Raw genomic sequence first — 18,558 nt, 5'->3', positions numbered from 1 at the left:
GATGGCAAAGTTATGAATACACCCACAAATCCCGCCACATCGACCGATCAGGATGATGCCGCCCTGCAGGAGCTTGAAGCGAGCATCGTGGCAAAGCCGCCCTCGCCGCTGGCCGAATTCTGGCATTATTTCCGGCAGAACCGGGGCGCGCTTGCAGGCCTGATTGTCGTGGCAATCGTTGTTTTTCTGGCCGTTTTCGCCCAGGTTGTTGCCCCGCATGATCCCATTGCCCAGGATCGCTCTGCCATTCAGATGCCCCCAGCCTGGCAGGATGGCGGCAATGCACAATATTTGCTGGGCACGGATGCCGTCGGCCGCGACATGGTGTCGCGCCTGATTTATGGCGCGCAACTTTCGGTCTTTATCGGCCTGTTCGTTGTTGTCATTTCCGTTGTCTTTGGCGTGACCCTGGGTCTTTCAGCCGGGTATTTCCGGGGCTGGGTTGAAGTTGGCATCATGCGGGTGATGGACATCATGCTGTCCATTCCCAGCCTGGTTCTGGCGCTCGCGATTGTCACCATTCTTGGGCCCAGCCTGACCAATGCGATGCTGGCCATCGCCATTGTCCAGTTGCCGCATTATGTGCGCCTTACCCGTGCCTCGGTGATTTCAGAGCTCAACAAGGAATATGTCACTGCGTCCCAAATTGCCGGTGCCGGTGCGCTGCGCCAGATGTTTGTCAACATCCTGCCCAACTGTGCCGCCCCGCTGATCGTGCAGGGCACATTGGGCATTTCCAATGCCATTCTGGATGCAGCCGCCCTTGGCTTTCTGGGCCTGGGGGCCCAGGCACCGACGCCGGAATGGGGGTCGATGCTGGCAAATGCCCGCGAATTCGTGGGTTCGGCCTGGTGGATCGTGACCTTGCCCGGGCTGTGCATCCTGATCACCGTGCTCGCCTTCAACCTGATGGGGGATGGCCTGCGCGATGCCCTTGATCCCAAGATGAAGCGGTAAATCGTCATGGCATTGTTAGAAGTAAAAAACCTGTCGGTCGAATTTGGCTCGGAAAACAATCCGTTTCGGGCTGTTGATTCTGTCAGCTATTCGGTCGATCGTGGGGAAGTTCTGGGCATCGTTGGTGAATCGGGCTCGGGCAAGTCCGTAAGCTCGCTCGCCCTGATGGGACTGATCGACTATCCCGGCCGCGTCACCGCCGACAGCCTGACCTTTGACGGGCAGGATTTGTTGCGCATGCCCGCGCGCCAACGCCGCAAAATCACTGGCAAGGACATTGCCATGATCTTTCAGGACCCGATGTCGGCCTTAAACCCGTGTTACACGGTTGAAGCGCAAATCATGGAAGCCCTGAAGGTGCATGAAGGCGGGAACAAACGCCAGCGCCGTGAACGCACACTGGACCTTTTGAACCAGGTGGGCATTCCTGACCCGAAATCGCGCATGACGGCCTACCCGCACCAGCTTTCGGGCGGGATGAGCCAGCGTATCGTGATTGCAATGGCCATTGCCTGTAACCCGCGCCTGCTGGTGGCCGACGAACCGACCACCGCGCTTGACGTGACCATTCAGGCCCAGATCATTGATTTGCTGTTGAAATTGCAGGCCGACAGCGACATGGCCCTGATCCTGATCACCCATGACCTTGCCCTGGTTTCGGAGGCGGCAGACCGCATTCAGGTGATGTATGCGGGGCAATTATTTGAAAGTGGCCCGGCGGACGGCCTGTTTGCCGCCCCGCGCCACCCCTATACCCAGGCATTGCTGGAAGCCCTGCCGGAACGGTCCGAAGGCCATGATCGCCTGCGCACCATTCCCGGCGTGGTTCCCGGCGCCCATGACCGCCCGGATGGCTGCCTGCTGGCACCACGGTGCCGCTATGCCACCGATAAGTGTATCAACCAGCAGCCGGCGGTAAGTGATTATTATGGCCGCGATGTGCGGTGCTTCTATCCGCTTGATGATAACGGCCAGCCGACCGGGAGGATCGCATAATGAGCTTTCTTGAGTCAAAACCCGGTGTTGCCCTGATGGAATGCGACAATCTGGCGCGGCATTATTCGGTCGGTGGTGGTCTGGGCAAACAGACCGCCACGGTCAAGGCGCTGGACGGGGTATCATTTTCGCTTGAATCCCGTAAAACCCTGGCGGTGGTCGGTGAATCGGGCTGCGGCAAATCCACCCTGGGTCGTCAATTGACCCTGATTGAAAAGCCGTCATCGGGCGCGCTTAAAATCAATGGTGATGCAGTGGGCAACCTTTCGGAAAAGGATGCCAAGCTGTTTCGTCGCACCGTGCAAATGATTTTCCAGAACCCTTACGGGTCGCTTAATCCGCGTAAAAAGGTCGGGCAAATTCTGGAAGAACCGGTTCTGCTGAACATGGAAAAGCTGGGCAGCAAGGAACGGCAGGAACGTGTACGGGACACAATGGCAAAGGTGGGCCTGCGCCCGGAATTTTACGGGCGGTACCCGCACATGTTTTCAGGCGGGCAACGACAGCGTATTGCCATTGCCCGCGCACTGATCCTGGAACCCAAGGTGATTGTGGCGGACGAGCCGGTTTCGGCCCTCGACGTTTCGGTGCAGGCCCAGGTTTTAAACCTGATGATGGACCTGCAGGATGAAATGAATGTCGCCTATGTTTTCATTTCGCATGACCTGTCGGTGGTCCGGCACATTGCCGATGATGTGATGGTGATGTATCTGGGCCGGGTTGCCGAAAAAGGCCCGACCGAAGATCTGTTTAACCGACCGCTGCATCCATACACCCGCGCCCTTTTGGCATCAGCCCCGAAAATTGACCCGGCTCACCGCGTCAAATCGGAACCGCTGACCGGCGAACTCCCCTCGCCGATCAATCCGCCCTCAGGCTGTGCCTTTCATAAACGCTGCCCGTTTGCGACCGAGCATTGCGCCCAGGTCCGCCCGGAACTGCGCATGATTGAAGGCCGCGAGGTGGCCTGCCACCGGGTCGAGGAAATTAGCTAAGACGACGCAGTATGATCCGGTCAGCCGGATCAAACATAAAACACCCCCAAGGGCGCAGTTTAACTGACTGCGCCCTTGGGTTTTTGTAATCCATTCCTGTCTGAATTTTTGTTTTCCCCAAAAACAGACTGCAAAAACGTCACGTATTTCAGGTTGATGCGTCAACCAGTCTATCCAATCGAGAAGACCCAATCTTAATAGCCGCTATTATTTTTCTCGATTTAAAGTTGAAATATATACGGGATTTTTAACCTGGATCGCCGCTGCAACAGGATGGGGAAAAGCAATGTCAAAGTCTCAGCACACTTATTCGCGCCGCACAATTTTAAAGGGGCTGACAGCCCTGGCCGGGGCCTATGCCGCACCGTCACTTTTAACCGGTTTTCGGAATGCCCAGGCGGCTTATCCAACAACAATGCCGGATTTGCCGCCGGGATTTGGCAAAGGCAAATCGGTTGCCATCATTGGTGCCGGGGTTGCAGGGTTAACCGCGGCGTATCGGCTGGCAAATGCCGGTTTCAAGGTTGCCGTGTTCGAGGCGGACAGCCGTTACGGCGGCCGCAGCCTGACAGCGCGCCCCAGCGACACGCATTATAAGGACTGGTGGTTTAAAAACCACAAGGATGCCCATCTGTTTCCCGCCATGTATGCAGATCGCTATCAGGAACGGCGAGAAAGCCCGGCACCGGAAGTACAAACCTGTAGCTTCATGGATAATAAATGGCAAAAAGCTGGCTATCAGGGCGACCCGGTTGAGTTGTTTCTTAATGCGGGGCCGGGGCGTATTCCCTCCAACCATGTTAATTTAATTGCCCTGTGCCAGGAAATCGGTGTTGATCTGGAAACCTATATTTTCCAGTCCATGTCCAACCTGATGCAAAGCCCGACCTATAATAATGGCAACCCCGCAGCGATAGGCGACGTCACCTACAACCTGTATGGTGAAATGGCCGAAATGATGTATGGCGCCATTCGTGAAGGCTGCATGTTGCAGGGTAAAAGCCTTTCCGATGCGGATAAAAAGCAGCTTGAAAACCTCGCGCGTCTGTTTGGCGACCTTGACAAGGCAGGACGCTTCAACGGGTCCCCCCGGTCCGGGTACGATAAAATGCCCGGCGGCTGGCGCGATGGTGGCAAACGCCGGGCGCAAATAAGCCTGGATGACATTTTAAAATCGCAATTCATTGGCGATGCCGATGCCAACCCCGAACTTTCACCAGGCTCGTTCCTGTTTAACAGTTTCAATATCGACTGGCAGCCCACCCTGATGCAGCCCATCGGCGGCATGGACCGGATCTGGCAGCAGCTTTTACTGCAAAAAATTCCGGCCAGCGCAATTGATTCCCGCGTTAATGGTAACCGGGAAAATGCCAGTTCCGACCCACGTGTGGGCGACCTTGTTTCACTGAACAGTCCGACACAGGATATCATCGTCAGAGAAGACAGTATTCAAGTTCGCTACACACCTAAAAATGAAAAAAACTGGATTGGTGTCAAATTTGACTTCTGCATTTCTACAATGGCACCGTCCTTGCTGCAAAAGGTACTGGATTATCCCGCCGCACCCAGACCGTTTATCAGAGGCCTGCAAGCATTTTCAGAAACCGGAAGCTGGGGCAATAGCGACCCTACCCCCAACCTCTGGACACCTGCCATCAAGGTCGGCTGGCAAGGCATGGAACGGTTCTGGGAAACCGAAGATGAAATTTATGGCGGCATTTCCTGGACCACCAATAAAATCGGCCAGATCTGGTATCCGTCCGAAGATTTTACCGCCCATACCGGCATCCTGACGGGGGCCTATAACCGGGGCGAAAACGCAGCGGAATACGCGCAAATGAATAATCAGCAACGCCTGGATACAGCCCGAAAAGGATTGGCGCTGCTGCATCCGGGCAATGAGGACAAGGTGGGTCACGGCATGTCGATTGCCTGGCAATATATGCCCCACCAGGTTGGCGGCTGGGCATCGGATACGGCAACCGAAACCCCGGATGTGTACAAACAAATCACGACCTTTGCCAAAAACAGCCGGTTTTATTGCGCGGGCGACACCTGGAGTTATCTGCCCGGCTGGCAGGAAGGGTCGGTGGCATCTGCCTATTGCGCCATAAACGCCATCGCCCATGCAATGGACCCGGCCAATAATGCCTTTGCCGTCAGCGCCTGTTTTACCGGTAGCAATTAAACCTGCCACCAGCAAACAAACCAATTTTCACCAAAGGACACCAGGGGACGCATCACACCAATGCGTCCCTTTTCTCCGCAATGTGAAATTTATCCTGTCCCCTGCACTTTCATGTTTCCAGAAAAACAATCCTGAGTCATATATCCCCTGCATCGAGCTTAAAAATAAAAACAGCAAACACAGAGGATTACATGTTTATAATCTGGAGAGGATGGGGCATTTTACTGCCCTTGGGCGCATTGATTGGCGCGATGATTGCCATGTTTGCCTGCGCACTGCTGGAACAATTTGTTCCCCAACAAATATTCCCCGCAATTGTCGCGCTGGGCGCAACACTGGCCGCGTTCCAAACCGTGCGCTGGCTGGAACGTTCCGACAAGGGCCGCGAATTGCGCGACGAAAAAACCGGGGAATTGGTGTTGCTTAAACGCGGTGATAGCATCTTTTTCATCAAGGTACGGTATTGGGCCTATATTTTAGCCATTTTAACACTGGTTCTATTCGTCACCTGCCTGATGAGCCTCTTTGGCAGCAGCACTTAATTTATCCAAACAAAACGGGCTGCCAAGACCGACAGCCCGTTTTTTACCTGCCATCACCAGACATCGCCAGACATCGCCAGCAATGTTACATTTTCAACTTCAGCCCGCTTGCAACACAAACCAATTAGCGACGCGCGGCAGCCAGCATCGCCCCCGCACCAATGAGCACACCGCCACTCACACGGTTTAAAATGCGCAAATGCCGGGCAGAGCGCACAAAGCCCTTTACCTGCCCGCCCACCAAACCATAGGCCATTAATACGCAGGCCTCCATTGCCAGGAACGTCACGCCCATAATGGCAAATTGCAGGCCGTAGGAATGCTGTGCATTCAAAAATTGCGGGAAAAATGCCGTGAAAATAAGGATCGCCTTGGGATTCCCCATTGCGGTTAAAAATTCCCGCCGGGCCAGGTCAATGGCGCGCGGACGCCGCCCCAAAACCGCGTCTTCGGCGGGGGCCGCATCGTCCGTATTTGCCGATGCAACAGTGCTGCGCCAGGTTTTGATGCCCAGATAAACCAGATAGGCTGCCCCGGCCCATTTGATGACGACAAAGGCAAGTTCGCTGGTTGCCAGCACCACGCCAAGCCCGGTTGCGGTAATGGCAATCATCAGGGCAAATGCAATCAAACGGCCAATACCGCCAAAGGCAGAGGCCCCAACGCCATAACGTGCGCCATTAAACATTGCCATCAGGTTATTGGGCCCTGGCGCGATGGACAGCGCAAAGGCCGCGCCCATAAAAACCAGCCATGTATCTAACGACATCTTCCCCCCGATCCGCCACAAAGTTATTCTGATAATTGCGCCTTAAAATCAGTCCCGGGTCAAGGCCGTTATCATATCGCGCGCCGCGGGCCAGCGGGCCACAAGGTCGGCGCGTTTGCCCATCGAAAAATCGGCAAAGTCAAATCCCGGGGCCACGGTACAGCCCAGCAGGGCAAATGTGCCGCCCGGTTTTAAACGCGCACCCTGCCAGACATTTTTTGGCACCACCCTTTGCGGGCGCTGCCCGGCGGTAATGTCGGTGCCAATTTCAACAAGGGCGTGGCGGCCATCGGCAAAAAGCTGAAGTTGCTCCACCGCGTCGCCCATATAGAAATGAAAAATCTCGTCGGAGGTCAGGATGTGCATCCCCGAAAAGGTATCAGGGGTTAAAAGATAATATATCGCCGTGCCCGTCGCGCGCGCCGCCGGATAGCGCCCGGCGGGATTGGTGGTTTCGCTGGCACGAAATGTTTCGGCGAAATAACCGCCTTCGGGATGCGGCACCAGGTTCAGCCGGGCAATCAGTTCGTCAATTGTGGGCATCGGGGCATCGTCCTGATCAGAAAACAAAAATCGATCATGACGGCAAAAGGGAGGCAGTTCAATCCGCCTCCCCTTTTTTCACTATCTGTCAACTGCCGTTCATTACAGCCGTCAGTTTTTCATTTTGCCCATGCCACCGGAAGGATCCATCGCACCTTTCATGCCCTGTTTCGCATTCATGTTCATGGTACCAGGCACCGCCATTTTGGAGGCGTCATCAAGGGTGAGAACTTTGGCATCCACCGGAACATCGCCTGCCTTTTCAAATTGCAGGGTCAAGGCAATATGCTGCCCCGCCTTGAGCGGATCATGCAGGCCCAATAACATCACATGATAACTGCCCGGCTTAAAGGCCACGGCCCCGTGGGCGGGTACCGCCACACCGTCTTTCACCTGGCGCATCTTCATCACATTCCCGTCCATGATGTGGGTATGCAGCTCGGTTCTGTCCGCCAGATCGGATGTTGCGCCAATAACCCGGTCCTCGGCACCGGCATTTTCAATATTGAAAAACACGGCCCCATTGGGCACACGGCCAATGGATTCTTTGCTCCAGGCATTTGAAATGGAAATGTCATTGGCAAAAGCCGGAAACGATGCCAGCAAAGCTGCGGCAATTGTGGCCCCGGCGAAGAATGATTTACGCATGATGCTCTACCTGTCTGAATGTAAATAATGTAAGGGAAGTTCAGGCAGGAACGACAGGCGGCCCCCTAGCATCAAAACCATAAGACGCCATGATATAGCGCGCATCAACCCCCACCGGGAAAACCACAAAGCGGATTTGCCCAACAGGATGCGACCACCAAAAACCGGTCATCACAACCGGCAGCACATGACAAAAGGCACAATGGGCACAAAAGGCATGTGACGCGGCGGGTTTGCCGCCAGATCGGGTATCGTCACCATCACTCGCCAGTGTGGCGGGAATACCCGTTTGACCATCCCCAATTGACGAAAGACGAACAGGCTGTATGCCGCTGCCGGTACAGATATAAATAATATCCGAAGCAGCCTGCCGGGAGCCTGGCCCGCTGCCATCTGCCCCATGCAGGGCAAGCGGGACACCCGCCTGTGTCAGGGAGGCCAGCAAGACAACAAGAATCAGCCCCCACACCCGCAGACCATGTTGCGGGGAGCATTGAACACCGTCCAGGGTGCGTCGTAACCGTGCCAGCATTGCCAGGGGCATTGTGGCAGGAAACGACAAACATGCTGAAATTCCTGCTGTCATGAGAAAAGATATGCCCAATCGATGGTTTCCCGGCAATATCCTATATCAATTCGGCGCTATTAAATTCTAATCAGCGCAATTTTTCAGGGATTTTTGCATGTGCCATCACACAAAAACCGGGAAAAACCGCATAAAACCAGACAAATCAGCATTTTATCGATATGGTTTTGCCACTTGATGCGACAGTTCTTTAGTGCCGCATCGCCTCATCCAAAAAGGATTGCCAAGTGGCCCAACCCTCTTTTGTTCCGGTCTCCCTGCCGCATGTTGCCATGCCAAATGCCGACTGGGCCGATGCCTTTGCCATTCGCACATCAAGCCACGCCATCACGCCCGAAATGGCTGCTCACAAAATCATGTCGAACAGACCAGACTGGGTTGTGCATTTAATGCGGTTTCGCGATCTGGTCGTTCGTCCGTTTGGCTTGAAATCGGGGGCAAGGGACAGCACAGACCCAAATATTATCGGCATTTTTCCCATCATGGCGCGATCAGAAAACTCCATCACGCTGGGCCTGGATGACAAGCACCTTGATTTCAGGCTGGTGGTGGAAGTTCAACATGACAGCCCCGACCAAACCCTGATCCGAACCACAACACTGACAAAGCGCCACAACATGTTTGGCCGTGCCTATCTGGCAACCATCATGCCGTTTCACCGGGTCATTGTTCCCACCATGCTTAAGGCGGCGTTTCCGCAATAAAAATGGCCGGGCGTTAACAACCCGGCCAAATAAAAGCTAAAATCATTGCCGTATCACGGCCTGGATAAAGCCAGGTCAGATCATGTCTTCGGCGCGCACCAGTTCATCAAATTTTTCGGCATCCAAATGCCCCAGCGCCACGGCGGCTTCCTTCAGGCTGGACCGGTCCTTATGCGCCTTTTTGGCAACGGCGGCGGCATTATCATAGCCAATATGCGGGGCAAGGGCGGTGACCAGCATCAGGCTTTGTTCGACATAGATTTTAATCTTTTCTTCGTCCGCTTCGATCCCGGCAATGCAATGATCGGCAAAGCTGACCGACGCATCGGCAATCAAACGGATGGATTGCAGCAGGTTATAAATGATCACCGGCTTGAATACATTCAGGTCCAAGTGCCCATTGGAGCCCGCCACCGACACGGTAACATGGTTGCCCATCACCTGGGCACAAACCATTGTCAGGGCTTCGGCCTGGGTCGGGTTGACCTTGCCCGGCATAATCGACGACCCCGGTTCATTGGCGGGCAAAATCAATTCACCCAGCCCGCAACGCGGACCAGAGCCCAGCAGGCGAATGTCATTGCCAATTTTCATCAGGGATGCGGCCAGCACATTCATCACACCCGACATTTCAACACAGGCATCATGGGCCGCCAGGGCCTCAAACTTGTTGGCTGCGGTCTCGAACTTCAGACCAGTCAGGCTGCTGATTTCCTGGGCGAACTGTTCGTCAAACCCTTCGGGCGCATTGAGGCCGGTGCCAAGTGCTGTGCCGCCCTGGGCCAGTTTGGTCAGGCGTTTCAGGGCATCTTCGATACGATCCAGGCCCAGTTCGATTTGGGCGGCGTAACCGGAAAATTCCTGGCCCAAAGTTACCGGTACGGCATCCTGCATATGGGTGCGGCCAATTTTGACGATTTTCGCAAAGGCGTTGCTTTTGGCCTCCAGCGTTTCGCGCAAATGACGCAGGGCTGGTTTTAAACGTTCCTCGATCTCGATCACCGCGGCAATGTGCATGGCGGTTGGGAAACTGTCATTCGAGGATTGCCCGCGATTGACATGGTCATTGGGGTGGACCGGTTCACGCTGCCCCATTGGTGCGCCCAGATATTCACAGGCGCGATTGGCAATCACCTCGTTGGCATTCATGTTGGTTTGCGTGCCACTGCCGGTTTGCCATACCACCAGCGGGAAATGATCCGACAGTTTGCCATCGGCCACCTCGCGGGCGGCAGCCTGAATAACATCGGCAATTTTTGGTTCCAAATTACCCAAGGCCAGGTTGGCCCGTGCCGCTGCCAGCTTTTGCAGGCCAAAGGCGCGGATCAGGGCTTCGGGCATCTTTTCGCCGCCAATGCGGAAATTCTCGCTTGAACGCTGGGTCTGCGCGCCCCAATACCGATCCGACGGAACCTCGATTTCGCCCATCGTATCCTTTTCAGTACGGGTGCTGGTTTGATTGGTCACAATAAAAATCCTCCGTGTCAGAACATACTGACCGGGGCGGGAACCCGGCATTGCGCCAGATATAGTACCGGGTTTTTCAAGCGCCAGCGGCAGGCAGGATTTTGTTGTTTATGATCCGCGATTTAGCCGTCTTTGCGGATTTCGTCCCATTTAACAAACTCATGGGCGATGTAATCTTCCATCATGAAGCGCCACAGGCGTTCGGCAATGTTTTCATCCAGCCCGTCAATTTTGCACTGGGCTTTGACCTTGGCAATTACGTCCTCGATACGGTCTTCATCACGCACGGCATCGCGGGACTGTTTGATGCGGGCCGCCTGTTCGATATAGCCCAGCCGTTCAGCAAGCAAGCCCACCAAAACCCGATCAAGACGGTCCACATTCTCGCGGACTTCCTGCATGGTTTCACACGGCACAGCTTTCATAACCCGGCATCCTTTTTCGGTGGGCAAACAGATTGGATTTACAGCCTGATACAACAAGGGCGGTGGATTTACCACCGCCCTTGAAGCATTTTAATACAGCCTTCAAATCAATAGGCGTATTCACGAAACAGCGGATCAACCGACCCTTCCCAACGGGTTTCGTAAAGATCAAGAAATTCATCGGCAAGCGTGCGACCACTCTCGGCGACATCCTCCAGGCTTTCCAGAAAATGGCTTTCATCATCGCCATAGCCATCCAGCTTGGCCCGGTTTTTCAGGCCCTGTTTGGAAATCGCCAAAACATCCTTTGCCAAATCCTGAACAGTCCCGTTTTTAAACGGTGTCTGCATACCAAGACGCGGCACGTCATTACGCAGTGCTTCGCGTTCGGCAACGCTCAGATCCTTGACCAGATCCCAGGCCGCATCCAGGCTGGCACTGTCATAAAGCAGGCCAACCCACAGGGCCGGCAAGGCACAAATACGCCGCCACGGCCCGCCATCGGCCCCGCGCATTTCAAGGAACTTTTTCAGGCGCACTTCGGGAAACGCGGTTGTCATATGGTCCGACCAGTCATTCATGGTCGGGCGTTCACCGGGCAGCACATCAAGCTTGCCAGCCATGAAATCGCGGAACGACTTGCCAGACGCATCGATATATTTGCCATCGCGATAAACAAAATACATCGGTACATCGAGCATATATTCGACATAGCGTTCAAAGCCGAAACCATCCTCGAACACGAAAGGCAGCATGCCGCAACGGTCCGGGTCGGTATCGGTCCAGACATGGGACCGTGACGACAGATACCCGCTGGGTTTGCCATCAACAAAGGGCGATGCGGCAAACAGGGCGGTTGCCACCGGCTGCAATGCCAGGGACGTGCGGAATTTCTGCGCCATGTCGGATTCGGAGTCGAAATCCAGATTGACCTGAATGGTCGAGGTGCGCAGCATCATATCCAGGCCCAGCGTGCCCACCTTGGGCATGTATTTGCCCATGATGTCATACCGCCCCTTGGGCATCCAGGGGATGTCATCGCGCGCCCATTTTGGGTTATGTCCGACACCGAGCATATCAATATCCAGCCCGGCACAAACTTCGCGAATTTCATGCAGGTGCTGGTGCACTTCACCACAGGTCTGGTGAATATTTTTAAGCGGCGCGCCGGAAAGTTCAATCTGCCCGCCCGGCTCCAGCGAGACGGAACATTTTTCCTTGGAAAGTGCAATCACGTTGCCATTTTCAAGGATCGGGTCCCAGTCAAAACGCTCGGCAAGGGCGGTCAACAGGGCTTTGACACCGCGTTCCCCTTCATAGGGGATCGGGCGCAAATCTTCGCGGGTGAAGGCAAATTTTTCGTGCTCGGTTCCAATGGCCCAGTCACGTTTGGGTTTACACCCGGACTCGAACCATTCCACAAGCTGCGCCCGGCTTTCAATTTCCGGGCTGTCCCCGGTAGCGGCACTGACACTCATAAGGGTCTTCCTTAATCTCTCGTGACGGGGCGGGTTGACCAGTCGCCGATCCGGTCCTGATAAACTGCCAATGCGGCAATGGCTGCCGTCTCGGCCCGCAAAATGCGCGGGCCAAGGCTGACAGCCGTGGCAAAGGACTGTTTTCTGATCCGGTCTATTTCGTCTGGGGCAAAGCCGCCTTCGGGTCCTATCACGAGTGTATGGTTAACAACATTGTTGTTGTCGATAACCGAGCCAGCAGGTTTTGCCAAGGATTCTGTCAGATATTCACCAATCGGTGATCCCGAGCCAGTTTCATCACAAAACAGCAAGTGGCTGTTTTCCGGCCAATTTGCCAGCCAGTCATATAATTTTACCGGCGCATCAATTTCGGGCACATCAAGGCGTTCGCTTTGTTCGGCGGCCTCGATCACCTGGGCCTGCAGGCGATCCAGCCGTACCTTGTCGGTAATGCTGTGCGCGGTGATAATGGGCATCAGGCGCGTCACACCCAGTTCAACCGATTTTTCAATCAGGAAATCCAGGCGCTGTTTTTTGATCGGCGCAAAGGCCAAGGCTGGCCCTGTGCTGTTTTGCTGGTCACGCAAGCGGCTTTCAACCGTAACAGCGCCCTTCTTTTTGCGCAGTTCGGAAATGGTGGCCAGCCATTCGCCATCGGCCCCATTAAATATTTTTACCGGCGTTCCGGGCTTGAGGCGCATGACATGTTCAAGGTAATGAGACTGTTCGGGCGACAATGCCATTTCCGCCCCGGCGGTGATGGCATCGGAAACGAACAGTCTTTGGCGGGCGCGTGGTGTATCTTGGTGCATCGGGCCTTCCCGGAACAGATTTGAAACTGGCAAACATCTTACAAGGTTTAGGGTTATTATGGCACAGGTCAACCAACCGTTAAATCGGACGAAAAACGATATGCCGACCGATGGCTGGGTTGATAAATACATGCCCGCCCCCATGCGGCCCTATCTGAAGCTGGCGCGCATGGACCGGCCGATTGGCACATGGCTTGTCTTACTGCCCTGTTGGTGGTCCACCGCGATGGCATCCGACGGCGCGCCGAACTGGTTGATGTTTGTGCTGTTTGCCATTGGTGCCCTTGTCATGCGCGGGGCAGGCTGTGTGGTAAATGACCTGGCGGATCGCAATTATGATGGCAAGGTGGAACGCACCGCGACCCGCCCCATACCCTCGGGCCAGGTTAAAATCTGGCAGGCTTTTGCCTTTTTATGCCTGTTATTGCTGATCGGCCTTGCTGTGCTGGTCCAGTTTCGTATCGAAGCGATAATTGTTGGCATCTGTTCGCTGCCGCTGGTCTTTACCTATCCGTTTATGAAACGCATCACCTATTGGCCGCAGGCGTTTTTGGGGCTGACCTTTAACTGGGGCGCGTTTGTCGGTTGGGCTGCCGTCACCGGCACCATCGCGCCGGCCGCCGTTGCCATGTATATTGGCGGCATTTTCTGGACGCTGGGTTACGACACCATCTATGCCCACCAGGACAAGGATGACGACATTAAAATCGGCGTCAAATCGCTCGCACTCCGCCTAGGTGATACCACACCACAATGGGCATTGGGGTTTTATTGCGTTACAGCTTCGATGCTGGCGGTTGCAGGGGGCCTTGCCGGGCTGCACTGGATTTATTTCCCGCTTCTGGCCGCAAGCTGCCTGCATCTGGTCTGGCAGGTCAAAACGGTGGATCTAAACGATGCCGCCAATTGCCTGAAACGGTTTAAGTCCAACCGCGATTTTGCCCTGATGATTACGGCTGCCATCATCATTGCCAACGTGGTCGGCCATAGCGGGGCATTTTAACGTCCCCTCCTCGTTCCCCTATCATGCCCCTATCATGGCTGTTGCATGATAGGTACAAAACACGTAAGTGGGCGCAGCCTTATCGCGGTAACACAGGAAAACGCGCACAATGGAAAATGTCTTTGCCGATGCGCTGGTCCCCCAGGTGGATGATCCGCAATTTGCCGAGCTGATTGCCACCTTTACCGTGCCGGCGCGTGTGCCGCTGGCGCCAGAAATTGAAATGTATCTGGCAACCCACATCACGCCGCTATGGCAGGCGACCGAGGATATTTTGGGTGTGCTCGATATTCCCCCACCTTTTTGGGCCTTTGCCTGGCCCGGCGGGCAGGCCATTACCCGCTATATCCTGGATAACCCCGAACTGGTTCGCGGCAAAAAGGTGCTGGATTTTGCCTGTGGCGGCGGGATGCAGGCCATTGCCGCGACCATGATGGGAGCCGCCGACGTGACCGCAAACGACATTGACCCGGTTGCCATTACCGCCACCCGGCTGAATGCGGCACGCAACAATGTCAGCTTTGCCACCGTGACCGATAACCTTGTGGGTGAAAACGGGCCGGAAAAACGCTGGGATGTGATTTTTGCCGGTGATGTCTGTTACCAGCAGGACATGGCCGATGCGGTTTTAAAATGGCTGATGGGCGAAGCGTTGCTGGGCACACGGGTTATCCTAGCTGACCCCGGCCGCACCTATGCCCCGACGCGCAATATCGACGAGCTGGAAACTTATGACGTGCCGGTTGATGTTGCGGTCGAGGATAAAGAAACTAAATTCACCCGCGTATGGCAATTACTGCCGGATCGTGGCTTTTAACAGGGCGATAATAACAGGGCTTCACCGCCCGGGGCACCGCATTATCAGGCCGGTCGCCTGCCGTTCTGCGCGCGGCGGAATTTTTCGTCGTCAATGATGCGCAGGATAAAATCGGGGTGGGCGACCAGTCCGGCGCGGCGGGCGACATATTGCAGCATTTGCCATTGATTGCGTTCGGGAAGGCGGCGGTTTTCGGCCTTGATATCGGCAAGGGTGAAAATATCGCCTGTCGAAAACTCAACCCCGTAACGTGCAATATAGGCCCCGGCTCGCTGCACCGTCAGCCCGCAATCCAGGGTGATGCCCGCCGAGGGAATTTGCCGGTAATCGTAATGATCGCCCAGGCTTTCGGTGGCGTGCATATGATGAAGCTGGTCGGGCAACAACCAGTTTATGGCCACCCGAACCACAGTACCGGGCGATTGCAGGATCGTTGCCGGCACCGCGCCATAACTGGTGAGATGGGCGCAATAAACGATATCGTAATTTTGCATCCAGCCCATCGTGACCGGTATTTCAACGGCTTCGGAAAAGCGGGAAAATTTGCGCGCCAATTGCCGGGGCGAGCGGTTTGAGCCCGCCGCAATCACCGGAACACGCCCACCAAGCAAACGATCGATATGGTCAAACTTGTTGCGCGTATAAAGCGGGGTTACGGCCCGGTTGCGCAAAATATAGTCATGATCCGGTGCCGCATAAGGATATAAAAGCGCGCGCAGAAGTTCCTGCGCGCGCGGATGGCCTTCGACCTGCTGGCGAAGATGTTCGTCTTCAAGCAAATGCGTGTCGGAAACCGCAAACATTTTTAAAGGTCATCAGCCTTCAACGACGCGATAACGGTAATTGCAGTCGTCGACATGCTGCCAGGCCAGTTTCGACCATTCCTTTTCGGCCTGCTCGAACGTGCCGAACGGACCGTGGCGTTCTTCCGAACCGCCAACCGGCTTTTCAAAGCTGGTATCTTCATATTCACCGCCGACGACCCAGTATTCGTCAAGCCGTTCGATGCGATAACGCGAATTGGCATCGTCAACCGACTGCCAGGCCAGCTTTGACCATTCTTTTTCGGCGTCTTCAAATGTTCCGAACGGGCCTACTTTGGTTTCTTCGCCAATCGGCTTTTCAAAACCGGTATCCTGATAGGTGCCCCCGATAACCCAATAATTGGCCATCTGTGCGTCCTTACGTTGTCTTGATGATGTGAAATACCGCATCTGTGGGAAATGCGATCGATTCTGACCACTGTATAACCAATCGAGATAAGAACCAAAACCGACAATTTCAATAATATTGCCATGCAAGTGTCGCATGACCGTCGCGGAATCGACAAGTTTGCGGGCAAATCTTTCACTTACGGCGCGTTTGCACGGCAAACCACCCCAGAACTTGTTTCGGACGACAGAACAAGGAGAAGAATAATGCGAGCAAAGCAGATTAAAAAATTCGGTATGGTTGGCGTCATTTCCTTTGGGGCGGCCCTTGCCCTTTCCGCCTGTGGGTCTACGACCACCGTCAACAGCACCGATATCGACGTTGACAGCGATGACATGACCGAAGCAGGCACCGTGCTGGTCAATCAGGGCTATCAGCCCGTAACAGGCACATCGTTAGCCTCGGAAATCGCCAATCACACCTTCTCCTATCGGGATGGCGAGAACGATGCCAATGTCAACATCACCTATTTTGAAAATGGCGTTGCCTCGCTAACCTGGAACGATGATGACGGCGATCGCGGCATGAAAAAGCGTTTGTGGAGCGTTGAGCAAAGCAAATATCTGTGCCTGTGGGACCGCAGCGAGGAAGATGAATGCGCCACGGTCTTTAGCAAGGCAGGCCAGCTTGCCACCGTCGATAACGATGGCGACATTCATTATATGACCGGGTCCTAATTTCGCTCGATACCGCGCGTTAAACCCGCTCTATCAGGCAACAGCCCCCAAATCCATTCCCGTGCAGACAGGTGTTTGCACGGGATTTTATCTATCCTGGCAAAAGCGCCACATACTGGACAAGTCCTGCGCATCGTATTACCACCTGTGACCATGTTTTGAAACGCGGGCGGCACATCGCCCGCCCCACAAGATTGCGGTGCCATGCCCTATCAGTCTTTGCGCGATTTCATTGAAGACCTTGAGAAAAAAGGCCAGCTTGTTCGTGTGAGCGAACCGGTTTCGCCCCATCTGGAAATGACCGAAATCCAGACCCGCCTTCTGGCCGAAGGGGGACCGGCGGTTATTTTTGAAAATGTCGTTGATGACAATGGCCGCAAATATGACATGCCGGTTCTGGTCAACCTGTTTGGCACGGTTGAACGTGTGGCAGCGGGCATGAACCGCAAGACCGAAGAACTGCGCGAGGTTGGCGAAACCCTGGCCTTCCTGAAACAGCCTGAACCCCCGGGAAGCTTGCGCGAAGCCTTTTCGATGCTGCCATTGGCAAAAACCGTAATGGCGATGAAGCCCAAAACGGTTTCCAAGGCCCCGTGCCAGGAAATTGTGCTGACCGGCGATGACATCGACCTTGGCAAATTGCCCATTCAGGGATGCTGGCCCGGCGAACCCGCACCGCTGATTACCTGGCCGCTGGTGGTAACGCAGGGGCCGTCTGTGGGCGAAAAGGGCGGTGACAAACGCGATGTGTTCAATCTGGGCATTTATCGCATGCAGGTGCTGGGCAGGGACAAGGCGATCATGCGCTGGCTCAAGCATCGCGGCGGTGCGCAGCATCACGCCCGCTGGAAAAACAGCAAACAGGAGCCCCTGCCCTGTGCGGTTGTTCTGGGGGCCGACCCCGGCACCATTCTCGCCGCCGTCACCCCCGTGCCCGATACCCTGTCGGAATATCAGTTTGCCGGGCTTTTGCGCGGCGAAAAGGTGGAACTGGTGGAATGCAAAACCATTCCGTTAAAAGTCCCCGCCACCGCCGAGATCGTACTGGAAGGGCATGTCTCGCTGGACGAATATGCGCCCGAAGGCCCTTATGGCGACCATACCGGGTATTATAATTCGGTCGAAAGCTTCCCGGTTTTCACCATTACCGCCATCACCATGCGCAAAAAGCCGATTTATCTTTCAACCTTCACCGGCCGCCCGCCAGATGAACCGTCGGTTTTAGGCGAAGCCTTGAACGATGTTTTTGTGCCGTTACTGCAACAGCAATTTACCGAAATCGTCGATTTCTGGCTGCCGCCGGAAGGATGTAGCTACCGGATTGCCGTTGTATCAATGAAAAAGGCCTATCCCGGCCATGCCAAGCGCGTGATGATGGGGGTTTGGTCGTTCCTGCGGCAATTTATGTATACCAAATTCGTCATTGTGGTGGATGACGACATCAATGTGCGCGACTGGAAAGACGTGATGTGGGCAATATCCACCCGCATGGACCCGGTGCGCGACATTACCACCATCACCGACACCCCAATTGACTATCTGGATTTCGCATCACCCGAAAGCGGGCTGGGCGGCAAACTGGGCATGGATGCCACCAACAAGCTGCCCCCGGAAACCCACCGTGAATGGGGCGAAAAGCTTTATATGCCCGATGACATCATCGACCGCGTTGATGAAAAATGGGACCGCTACGGCCTGCCCGGCAGCGGTCGCAAAATCTGGAAGTAAGGCCTAAGCAC

General features: G+C 54.9%; 20 protein-coding genes. 10 read left to right on the top strand and 10 right to left on the bottom strand.

From position 1 onward, the window contains the following. Positions 1–12 precede the first annotated feature (12 nt). From LF95_RS02175 to LF95_RS02155, 5 genes are all read left to right on the top strand, one after another. Entirely contained in the window at positions 13–957 is a 945-nt protein-coding gene (locus LF95_RS02175) for an ABC transporter permease subunit (protein WP_073953475.1), read from the top strand. A 6-nt stretch (positions 958–963) separates the two neighbouring features. After that, the gene (gene dppD / locus LF95_RS02170; RefSeq protein ID WP_073953474.1) at positions 964–1,953 is read left to right on the top strand and encodes a dipeptide ABC transporter ATP-binding protein; all 990 of its coding nucleotides are present in this window, start codon (positions 964–966) and stop codon (positions 1,951–1,953) included. Continuing rightward, on the top strand, positions 1,953–2,948 hold the full coding sequence (locus LF95_RS02165) for a peptide ABC transporter ATP-binding protein (protein ID WP_073953473.1): 996 nt from the start codon (positions 1,953–1,955) through the stop codon (positions 2,946–2,948). The genes dppD and LF95_RS02165 overlap by 1 nt, the downstream gene beginning before the upstream one ends. Positions 2,949–3,234: 286 nt before the next feature. Beyond that, on the top strand, positions 3,235–5,136 hold the full coding sequence (locus tag LF95_RS02160; protein ID WP_083607464.1) for a flavin monoamine oxidase family protein: 1,902 nt from the start codon (positions 3,235–3,237) through the stop codon (positions 5,134–5,136). A 191-nt stretch (positions 5,137–5,327) separates the two neighbouring features. Then, positions 5,328–5,678, top strand: coding sequence for a hypothetical protein (locus LF95_RS02155; RefSeq protein ID WP_083607463.1), 351 nt, complete (start codon positions 5,328–5,330; stop codon positions 5,676–5,678). Positions 5,679–5,802: 124 nt separating this feature from the next. Here LF95_RS02155 and LF95_RS02150 read toward each other — a convergent pair whose 3' ends face one another. The 4 genes from LF95_RS02150 to LF95_RS02135 all read right to left on the bottom strand — a co-directional run bounded on the left by LF95_RS02150 (position 5,803) and on the right by LF95_RS02135 (position 8,200). After that, a complete protein-coding gene (locus LF95_RS02150) occupies positions 5,803–6,447 on the bottom strand; it encodes a LysE family translocator (protein WP_073953470.1) in 645 nt (214 codons plus the stop codon). Between the two features lie 48 nt (positions 6,448–6,495). Then, positions 6,496–6,990 (bottom strand): cupin domain-containing protein, encoded by a 495-nt coding sequence (locus LF95_RS02145; RefSeq protein WP_073953469.1) that lies wholly within the window; start codon positions 6,988–6,990, stop codon positions 6,496–6,498. A 111-nt stretch (positions 6,991–7,101) separates the two neighbouring features. After that, a complete protein-coding gene (locus LF95_RS02140) occupies positions 7,102–7,638 on the bottom strand; it encodes a copper chaperone PCu(A)C (RefSeq protein WP_073953468.1) in 537 nt (178 codons plus the stop codon). 40 nt (positions 7,639–7,678) lie between these two features. After that, complete coding sequence (locus tag LF95_RS02135; protein WP_143181916.1) at positions 7,679–8,200, bottom strand: DUF2946 family protein; 522 nt, start codon at positions 8,198–8,200, stop codon at positions 7,679–7,681. A 251-nt stretch (positions 8,201–8,451) separates the two neighbouring features. Between LF95_RS02135 and LF95_RS02130 the strand changes: the two genes are divergently transcribed. Then, positions 8,452–8,928, top strand: coding sequence for a DUF2867 domain-containing protein (locus tag LF95_RS02130; protein ID WP_083607462.1), 477 nt, complete (start codon positions 8,452–8,454; stop codon positions 8,926–8,928). A 75-nt stretch (positions 8,929–9,003) separates the two neighbouring features. Here the strand turns inward: LF95_RS02130 and fumC are convergent, their stop codons facing one another. The 4 genes from fumC to LF95_RS02110 all read right to left on the bottom strand — a co-directional run bounded on the left by fumC (position 9,004) and on the right by LF95_RS02110 (position 13,110). Then, a complete protein-coding gene (fumC, locus tag LF95_RS02125; protein ID WP_073954773.1) occupies positions 9,004–10,395 on the bottom strand; it encodes a class II fumarate hydratase in 1,392 nt (463 codons plus the stop codon). Positions 10,396–10,517: 122 nt separating this feature from the next. Continuing rightward, on the bottom strand, positions 10,518–10,820 hold the full coding sequence (locus LF95_RS02120; RefSeq protein ID WP_073953466.1) for a chorismate mutase: 303 nt from the start codon (positions 10,818–10,820) through the stop codon (positions 10,518–10,520). Positions 10,821–10,927: 107 nt separating this feature from the next. Continuing rightward, positions 10,928–12,298 (bottom strand): glutamate--cysteine ligase, encoded by a 1,371-nt coding sequence (locus LF95_RS02115; protein ID WP_073953465.1) that lies wholly within the window; start codon positions 12,296–12,298, stop codon positions 10,928–10,930. 11 nt (positions 12,299–12,309) lie between these two features. Next, the gene (locus LF95_RS02110; RefSeq protein ID WP_073953464.1) at positions 12,310–13,110 is read right to left on the bottom strand and encodes a 16S rRNA (uracil(1498)-N(3))-methyltransferase; all 801 of its coding nucleotides are present in this window, start codon (positions 13,108–13,110) and stop codon (positions 12,310–12,312) included. A gap of 58 nt (positions 13,111–13,168) precedes the next feature. Between LF95_RS02110 and ubiA the strand changes: the two genes are divergently transcribed. Then, entirely contained in the window at positions 13,169–14,113 is a 945-nt protein-coding gene (gene ubiA / locus LF95_RS02105) for a 4-hydroxybenzoate octaprenyltransferase (protein ID WP_073953463.1), read from the top strand. Positions 14,114–14,222: 109 nt separating this feature from the next. Continuing rightward, the gene (locus tag LF95_RS02100) at positions 14,223–14,930 is read left to right on the top strand and encodes a class I SAM-dependent methyltransferase (RefSeq protein ID WP_083607460.1); all 708 of its coding nucleotides are present in this window, start codon (positions 14,223–14,225) and stop codon (positions 14,928–14,930) included. 44 nt (positions 14,931–14,974) lie between these two features. On the opposite strand, the gene LF95_RS02095 is transcribed toward LF95_RS02100, so the two are convergent. Both LF95_RS02095 and LF95_RS02090 read right to left on the bottom strand, forming a co-directional pair. Then, positions 14,975–15,733: a hypothetical protein gene (locus tag LF95_RS02095; protein WP_073953462.1), complete on the bottom strand. Its 759-nt coding sequence runs from the start codon at positions 15,731–15,733 to the stop codon at positions 14,975–14,977. 12 nt (positions 15,734–15,745) lie between these two features. Next, positions 15,746–16,102, bottom strand: coding sequence for a DUF4170 domain-containing protein (locus LF95_RS02090; protein ID WP_073953461.1), 357 nt, complete (start codon positions 16,100–16,102; stop codon positions 15,746–15,748). A gap of 246 nt (positions 16,103–16,348) precedes the next feature. Between LF95_RS02090 and LF95_RS02085 the strand changes: the two genes are divergently transcribed. Together LF95_RS02085 and LF95_RS02080 are read left to right on the top strand one after the other, a co-directional pair. After that, entirely contained in the window at positions 16,349–16,819 is a 471-nt protein-coding gene (locus tag LF95_RS02085; protein ID WP_073953460.1) for a hypothetical protein, read from the top strand. Between the two features lie 204 nt (positions 16,820–17,023). Continuing rightward, positions 17,024–18,547: a UbiD family decarboxylase gene (locus LF95_RS02080; protein ID WP_073953459.1), complete on the top strand. Its 1,524-nt coding sequence runs from the start codon at positions 17,024–17,026 to the stop codon at positions 18,545–18,547. Positions 18,548–18,558: the final 11 nt, after the last annotated feature.

The organism is Thalassospira sp. TSL5-1 (assembly GCF_001907695.1).
In the GTDB taxonomy this organism is placed as follows: domain Bacteria; phylum Pseudomonadota; class Alphaproteobacteria; order Rhodospirillales; family Thalassospiraceae; genus Thalassospira.
Note: the sequence above shows the minus strand (reverse complement) of the source record. Positions and strands in the feature narration are given on the sequence as shown.